This window comes from Methyloceanibacter sp. (assembly GCF_058506495.1).
On sequence record NZ_JBZMXT010000014.1, the window covers coordinates 34,784 to 41,860 of the forward strand.

A 7,077-nucleotide genomic window follows, 5' to 3' on the forward strand; every position below is an offset into this window, starting at 1 on the left:
ACCCGCCAGGAGACTCCATGGAACATCCGGGATTTTTCAATCGCGCCGGTCCGTTCTCTTTAGGCCTGGTTTCGGAGACTGTGGGCGCAGAGGTCGGGGCTAATGCTTCGCTCGATACACAGGTCATCGACGTTCGCCCACTTGATGATGCGGGCGATGGCGACTTGTCTTTCATAGATAACGCCAAGTACTTGCCGGCGCTAGAAAAAACCAGTGCCGCCGCATGCATTATTGCCCCAAAGTTCGTCCGTAAACTTCCCTCGGAGACGGCTGCTCTGACAATGCGCGAACCCTACCGGGGTTTTGCAAGGGCGATTGCTCTGTTCTATCCGGAGTCGCTCCGGCCGAAGACGGCCGGACCCGCTGGGCAAGCGGTGTCAGAAGGCGTTCATCCCTCAGCCGTGCTTGAGGACAACGTGATTGTGGAACCAGGGGCTATCGTCGGCTCCGAAGCTCATATCGGATGCGGTACGACAATCGCGGCAGGGGCTGTCGTCGGCTATCGCGTCTATATCGGCCGTGACAGCTATATCGGCCCGAATGCGTCTGTAACCCATGCCTTGATCGGAAACAACGTCGTTATCCATGCTGGTGTGGCCATCGGTCAGGACGGTTTCGGCTTCGCAATGGGCCGCAACGGCCATATGAAGGTGCCTCAGATCGGTCGTGTTGTGATTCAGGATGATGTAGAGATCGGAGCGAATTCCACCGTTGATCGCGGGGCGCTTCGGGACACGATCATCGGAGAAGGCACGAAAATTGATAATCTTGTCCAAATCGGGCACAACGTGGTCGTCGGAAGGCATTGCATTATCGTGTCACAGACGGGTATCTCGGGCAGCTCGGAACTCGGTGATTTCGTGGCTCTTGGTGGACAGGTTGGCGTAGTCGGCCACCTGAAAATTGGCGCTGGGGCACAAATCGCCGGAAGCAGCAACGTCCGGGGCGATGTGCCAGCAGGGGCGCGTTGGGGCGGTACGCCAGCTAAACCTGTCCGGCTCTGGTTCAGAGAGCTGACGCTGCTGCGGCAGCTCGCCGAACGTAAGGATGTGAAGATTGACAAAGAAGAGGGCGGGGACGGCGCGTAGCCGAACCGCATCCAAGGAGCCGGTCCGAATGAACGAGAGCGGAGAAGTCCAGAGGCCCGATCGGGTAGAAGCCGCCGATATCATGAAGCTTCTGCCCCATCGCTACCCATTCCTGCTTGTCGACCGAATTGTTGATATGGATGGCGATCGGGCCGCGACCGGCATTAAGAACGTGACGGCGAATGAACCCTATTTTCAGGGCCACTTTCCTGGAAACCCGGTTATGCCCGGCGTCCTGTTGGTCGAGGGTATGGCACAAACGGCCGGTGCTTTATGCATGCGGTTCCTGGACGAATTTGACGAGCCTCCGCTCGTCTATTTCATGGCAATTGATAAAGCGCGCTTCCGCCGCCCCGTGATCCCAGGAGATACGGTTCTCTACCACGTGGAAAAGATGCGCAGCCGTGGCAAGGTCTGGCGCTTCAAGGCAAGGGCGGTCGTCGACGGAAACTTGGTCGCTGAGGCGGAAGTCAGTGCAGTGATCGTGGATACGATCGAGGCAGAGTAAGAGTTCAATGTCCAATATTCATGCGACCGCGCATGTCGACCCGAGCGCAAAACTTGGGTCAAACGTGGAGATCGGCCCGTTTTGCGTTATCGGCCCAAATGTTGAGATCGGCGACGATGTGATCTTGCGACCCCATGTGGTGGTCGACGGACACACGACAATCGGAGCCGGATGCAAGGTTTTCCCTTTCGTTTCGATTGGACTCGAGCCGCAAGACGTGAAGTACAAAGACGATCCGAGTACGGTAACAATCGGGGAGAACACCGTACTGCGCGAGAATGTCACCGTCCACAGAGGCACGACCACGGGCCAAATGGCGACCCGTGTCGGCTCTGACTGTTTTATCATGATTGGCGCGCACATAGCGCACGACTGTCAGATCGGAGACAATGTCACGCTGGTGAACAGCGTTGCGCTGGGCGGGCATGTCACCGTTGGTGACGGCGCGATCATTGGTGGACTCTCGGCAGTTCACCAATTCGTCCGTATCGGTGCCTATGCCTTCGTCGGCGGCATGTCGGGTGTAGCAGCCGACCTCATCCCCTACGGGATGGCGGTCGGGAACCGTGCCAATCTCAACGGCTTGAACATCATCGGTCTTAAGCGCCGAGGTTTCCCGCGCGAGCAGATCCATGAGGTGCGCAAAGCCTACCGCATGTTATTCTCAAGCGAAGGAACTATGAAGGAGCAGCTCGAGGACGTCGAAGCGATGTTTTCGACCAATGAACTCGCCCGTCAAATCATCGACTTCATCAAGAGCGATACGGATCGCCAATTCTGCATCCCTAGCAATGTCGCAACGCCAAGCCGTTGAGAGTGAGCAAACCAACTTGCTCAAGACAACAAACGTCACCGGACCGCTCGGCATCATAGCCGGGCGCGGTTCCTTGCCCACCTTTATTGCGGATGCCGCAGAAGCAGACGACTTGCCCGTACACATTGTCGGGATCGAAGGCGAAGCCGACCCTGAAATCGAACGCTTTCCGCACACCTGGATCAAGTGGGGTGAGGTGGGGAAAGTCTTCACAGCATTGGAATCAAACAACTGCAATGATCTCGTGATTATCGGTGGCGTCAGCCGCCCGGACCTCAGGAATATCCGGATCGATCTCGGTGCGCTGAAAGCATTGCCGTTTCTCCTCAGCCTTCGCAAGGGCGGCGACGACCATGTGCTGTCGCGGATAGTCCAGTTCTTCGAACAGAAGGGCTACCGGGTGCACGGTGCAGGAGATGTTCTGCCCGAGCTTCTCGTACCCGAGGGAGCTCTCAGTCGACGTTCGCCCTCAGCCGAAGACGAGGTGGACATGGCGATTGCTTTTGATGTCGTCCGTACACTGGGTACGTTGGATATCGGCCAGGCGGCAGTTGTATCGGGCGGTTACGTCTTGGCTGTGGAAGCAGCCGAGGGCACAGACGCAATGCTTGAGCGCTGTGCGGAAATCAAGCGCCGCGGCCGCAGTCATGGGACTGGGAAAGGCGTGCTGGTGAAAGCGCCGAAGCCCGGCCAAGAAGAGCGCGTCGACATGCCAACGATTGGTCCACAAACCATGGTGAAGGCCGCTGAGGCTGGACTCTCGGGCATTGCCGTAGCAGCGCAACACGTGCTCATTGCCGAATACAATCGTACGATCGAGATTGCCAACGAACGGAAAATCTTTCTCTACGGCGCTCCCTGGGATGAGAGCGACACGTAGTCCTTCGACCGATCTCTAGCGATTACACATCGGCACAAAGGCGCGCTCCATAGCGCCCGTGTACAGCTGCCTCGGACGGCCGATCCGCTGAGAAGGATCCTCAACCATTTCTTTCCACTGCGCGATCCAACCGACAGTTCGTGCAAGCGCGAATAGCACCGTGAACATTTCAGTCGGGAACCCGAGGGCCTTTAGCGTGATGCCGGAATAAAAGTCGATATTTGGATACAGTTTCTTCTCAATGAAATAGTCGTCAGAGAGAGCGATCTTCTCAAGCTCCATAGCAACTTTCAGGATTGGATCATCTTCGTGACCCACGGCGCCGAGGACCTCATGACAGGTCTTCTGCATGATTTTGGCTCTCGGATCGTAGTTCTTGTAGACCCGATGCCCGAATCCCATCAAGCGGAAGGGGTCGTCCTTGTCCTTGGCGCGCTGCACATACTCGGGAATTCGGTCGACCGATCCAATTTCCTGAAGCATCATGAGCGCCGCCTCGTTCGCGCCACCATGGGCCGGACCCCACAAGCACGCGATACCGGCTGAGATACAAGCGAACGGATTGGCGCCGGACGAACCGGCGAGGCGGACCGTGGATGTAGATGCGTTCTGCTCATGATCCGCATGTAGAATAAAGATGCGGCGCATCGCTCGGGTCAGAACGGGATCAACCTTATACTCCTCGCACGGCACCGCAAAGCACATCCGCATGAAATTGGCCGAATAGTCCAAATCGTTCTTCGGATAGATGAACGGCTGGCCAATCGAATATTTGTAGGCCATGGCAGCGATGGTCGGCATCTTTGCAATCATGCGGATGCTCGCCATCTCACGCTGCCAAGGATCATGGATGTTTAGTGAGTCGTGGTAGAAGGCCGACAACGCGCCAACAACACCCACCATGATCGCCATGGGATGCGCATCCCGGCGGAAGCCGGAGAAGAAACGATTCATCTGTTCATGAAGCATCGTGTGGCGCGTGATGCGGATCGTGAAGTCTTCGTATTGTTCCCTGGTGGGGAGCTCGCCGTAGAGCAACAGATACGCCGTTTCCAGGAAAGTCGTGTTCTCCGCAAGCTCGTCGATCGGGTAGCCCCGATACAGGAGGACCCCTTTATCGCCATCGATGAAGGTGATCTTGGATTCGCAGCTTGCCGTGGACGTAAAGCCGGGATCGTAGGTGAAACACCCCGTGCGCCCATATAGAGACGTGATATCGATCACATCGGGACCCAGCGTACCGGATCGCACAGGCATCGCGTGCTCGCTACCGCGGAGAGAGATAGCCGCTTCGTCCACATCGTTGGAGTCAAGCTTTTCTGCGATACTCATCTCAAAACCTCCTGGACATAACGGACCGGCGGATAAGGCGCATGGTCGAATAGAACCACTGACGCCACCGTAGGGCAGACACTCAAAATTTTGCGTTGCCGCATTTTTGCGCTGATTCTATCGCAGTGCAACACGGCGCGCTGCATAAATGTGACGCATTTCACGAGTGTTTGGTTTGGTCCACAATGCGAGCCACTGCCTCTTCGCGCCCTAGCACATCGAGCACATCAAAGATACCGGGGGATGTGGTACGCCCCGTCAGCGCTGCACGTAAGGGTTGCGCGACTTTACCGAGCTTTCGGTCTGTCCGTTCGGCGAACGCCCGAAGGCAATTCTCAACTTCTGTCACGTTCCAAGGGTCGACGGACTGCAACTCCGGAAGCAGCTGCGCCAAGGTCTCCTGACCATCGCGATCAAGAAGTTTGGATGCCTTTTCATCGGGCGCGAGTGGACGCTTTAAGAAGAGGTACTCAGCACTCTCCAGAAGATCGACGAGGGTCTTGGCACGTTCCTTCAAGCCCGGCATCGCGCGTTCGAGTTGGTCCCAGCCCTCATCGCCAATCCGATCTAGCAGGTCGTCCGCGTTCGGAAGATGAGGCACCAGCGCCTTCAAATGACTCACAATCTCCTCGTCTGACATAGCACGCAGGTAGTGGCGATTGAGACTCTCCAATTTTGTGAAATCAAACCGGGCAGGGGACCGCCCGATGGCTTCTAGATTGAACCAGGAGATCATTTCGTCGGTGGAAATGATCTCCGCGTTGCCGTGGCTCCAGCCAAGCCGCACGAGGTAATTACGCAGCGCTACGGGCAGGTAGCCCATCTCGCGATACGCTTCAACACCAAGGGCGCCGTGGCGTTTGGACAGCTTGGCGCCATCAGGACCGTGGATAAGCGGAACATGAGCATAGATCGGCGCCTGCCAATCGAGTGCCTCAAAAAGCTGGGTCTGTCGAGCGGCGTTTGTGAGGTGGTCGTCGCCTCGGACGACGTGGGTGATACCCATGTCGTGGTCGTCGACCACGACGGACAGCATGTAGGTCGGGGAGCCATCGCTGCGCAAGATGACGAAATCATCCAGATCCTTATTCGCAAATGTCACGCGGCCTTGCACACGATCTTCGATAATCGTCTCGCCTTCGCATGGTGCCTTGAAGCGAATTGCAGGCGCTATGCCGTCCGGTGCGAGGGCAGGATCCCGATCGCGCCAAGTCCCGTCGTAGCCCGGCGAGTTACCCTCGGCGCGCGCCTTATCTCGCATAGCCTGCAACTCTTCAGGGGTCGCATAGCAGCGATAGGCTTTGCCGTCGGCTAGGAGCTTGTCGGCAACGTCCCGGTGGCGCTCCGCACGAGCGAACTGGTAGACGGGCTCACCCTCCCAGTCGAGCTCCAGCCAACGTAGGCCGTCCAAAATGGCCTGGATGGCTTCTTCGGTGGATCGAGCGCGGTCCGTGTCCTCGATACGAAGCAGCATCTTGCCGCCATGAGCCTTAGCGAACAGCCAGTTAAAGAGCGCGGTGCGCGCACCGCCAATATGGAGGAAGCCCGTCGGTGACGGCGCAAATCGCGTGATAACGGTCTCGGTCATCGGTGAAGTATTGAGCCGAATGGGATGGCAGAGAAATGGAGAAGTAAAGCCCTAGCGCGACGGTGTAGCATAAGCGTTCGACATGGGTAAGCGCGGGGGGCATGCCATACGCAAGAAACAGCTCGGACTGGCGGCCCGATGACGGGCAGCCGATCCGAACCGAGACGGTCGCCGAGCGCCGCGGGAGGCGTCCGTGATCAGAACCCGCCCAAGACTAGGCGCAGAAACCGCTAGTAACGACGGATGAGGCCAACGAGCCGCCCTTGGACGCGCACCCGGTCAGGTCCAAAGATCCGGGTTTCATAAGCGGGATTGGCCGCTTCTAGCGCAATGGAATTGCCCCGTCGGCGCAGCCGCTTGAGCGTGGCTTCCTCCTCGTCCACGAGGGCGACAACAATGTCACCAGTGCTGGCTTCGTCGCACTGACGAACGATGATCGTGTCGCCTTCCAGAATGCCGGCCTCGATCATAGAGTCGCCCTTGACCTCAAGCGCATAGTGTTCGCCTTTCGCGAGAAGTTCTGGCGGCACCTCAATCGTATCGAGCTTGGTTTGAATGGCCTCGACAGGCACGCCGGCGGCAATTCGGCCCATGATTGGCAACGCGACAGTCTGCCCGTCCGGGGCCGCGTCTCCCGCGGGCATGCCCGATCGACCGAGACTTCCTTCAATCACGCTCGGCGAGAAGCCGCGCTCACGCGCCGCAACGCTTTGCGGAACCGATTCGGGAAGCTTGATAATCTCCATAGCGCGCGCCCTGTGAGGCAGGCGACGCAGGAAACCTCTCTCTTCAAGCGCCGTAATGAGCCGATGAATGCCCGATTTGGACCGAAGATCCAAAGCATCCTTCATTTCGTCGAATGATGGC

General features: G+C 57.8%; 7 protein-coding genes. 4 read left to right on the plus strand and 3 right to left on the minus strand.

The window, feature by feature from the left end; genetic code table 11:
* Positions 1 to 17: 17 nt before the first annotated feature.
* From lpxD to AC33YF_RS04730, 4 genes are read left to right on the plus strand one after another with little or no spacing between them, the layout of a single operon-like run.
* Entirely contained in the window at positions 18 to 1,088 is a 1,071-nt protein-coding gene (lpxD, locus tag AC33YF_RS04715; protein WP_491776045.1) for a UDP-3-O-(3-hydroxymyristoyl)glucosamine N-acyltransferase, read from the plus strand.
* A 28-nt stretch (positions 1,089 to 1,116) separates the two neighbouring features.
* The gene (fabZ, locus tag AC33YF_RS04720; protein WP_491776046.1) at positions 1,117 to 1,596 is read left to right on the plus strand and encodes a 3-hydroxyacyl-ACP dehydratase FabZ; all 480 of its coding nucleotides are present in this window, start codon (positions 1,117 to 1,119) and stop codon (positions 1,594 to 1,596) included.
* Between the two features lie 7 nt (positions 1,597 to 1,603).
* Positions 1,604 to 2,410 (plus strand): acyl-ACP--UDP-N-acetylglucosamine O-acyltransferase, encoded by an 807-nt coding sequence (gene lpxA, locus AC33YF_RS04725; RefSeq protein WP_491776047.1) that lies wholly within the window; start codon positions 1,604 to 1,606, stop codon positions 2,408 to 2,410.
* The gene (locus AC33YF_RS04730; RefSeq protein WP_491776048.1) at positions 2,388 to 3,290 is read left to right on the plus strand and encodes an LpxI family protein; all 903 of its coding nucleotides are present in this window, start codon (positions 2,388 to 2,390) and stop codon (positions 3,288 to 3,290) included. The genes lpxA and AC33YF_RS04730 overlap by 23 nt, the downstream gene beginning before the upstream one ends.
* 15 nt (positions 3,291 to 3,305) lie before the next feature.
* On the opposite strand, the gene gltA is transcribed toward AC33YF_RS04730, so the two are convergent.
* The 3 genes from gltA to lexA all read right to left on the minus strand — a co-directional run.
* Positions 3,306 to 4,622: a citrate synthase gene (gene gltA, locus AC33YF_RS04735; RefSeq protein ID WP_491776049.1), complete on the minus strand. Its 1,317-nt coding sequence runs from the start codon at positions 4,620 to 4,622 to the stop codon at positions 3,306 to 3,308.
* Positions 4,623 to 4,782: 160 nt separating this feature from the next.
* Positions 4,783 to 6,210 carry a glutamate--tRNA ligase gene (gltX, locus tag AC33YF_RS04740; RefSeq protein WP_491776050.1) on the minus strand — a complete coding sequence of 476 codons (1,428 nt, stop codon included), beginning with the start codon at positions 6,208 to 6,210 and terminating at the stop codon, positions 4,783 to 4,785.
* 230 nt (positions 6,211 to 6,440) lie between these two features.
* The coding region (gene lexA, locus AC33YF_RS04745) for a transcriptional repressor LexA (RefSeq protein ID WP_491776051.1) at positions 6,441 to 7,077 on the minus strand (637 nt) is incomplete at its 5' end.

Bases quoted from the DNA above. Each gene is read 5' to 3' on its own strand.
- lpxD (WP_491776045.1), top strand. From the start codon at position 18: ATGGAACATCCGGGATTTTTCAATCGCGCCGGTCCGTTCTCTTTAGGC.
- fabZ (WP_491776046.1), top strand. From the start codon at position 1,117: ATGAACGAGAGCGGAGAAGTCCAGAGGCCCGATCGGGTAGAAGCCGCC.
- lpxA (WP_491776047.1), top strand. From the start codon at position 1,604: ATGTCCAATATTCATGCGACCGCGCATGTCGACCCGAGCGCAAAACTT.
- AC33YF_RS04730 (WP_491776048.1), top strand. From the start codon at position 2,388: ATGTCGCAACGCCAAGCCGTTGAGAGTGAGCAAACCAACTTGCTCAAG.
- gltA (WP_491776049.1), bottom strand. From the start codon at position 4,622: ATGAGTATCGCAGAAAAGCTTGACTCCAACGATGTGGACGAAGCGGCT.
- gltX (WP_491776050.1), bottom strand. From the start codon at position 6,210: ATGACCGAGACCGTTATCACGCGATTTGCGCCGTCACCGACGGGCTTC.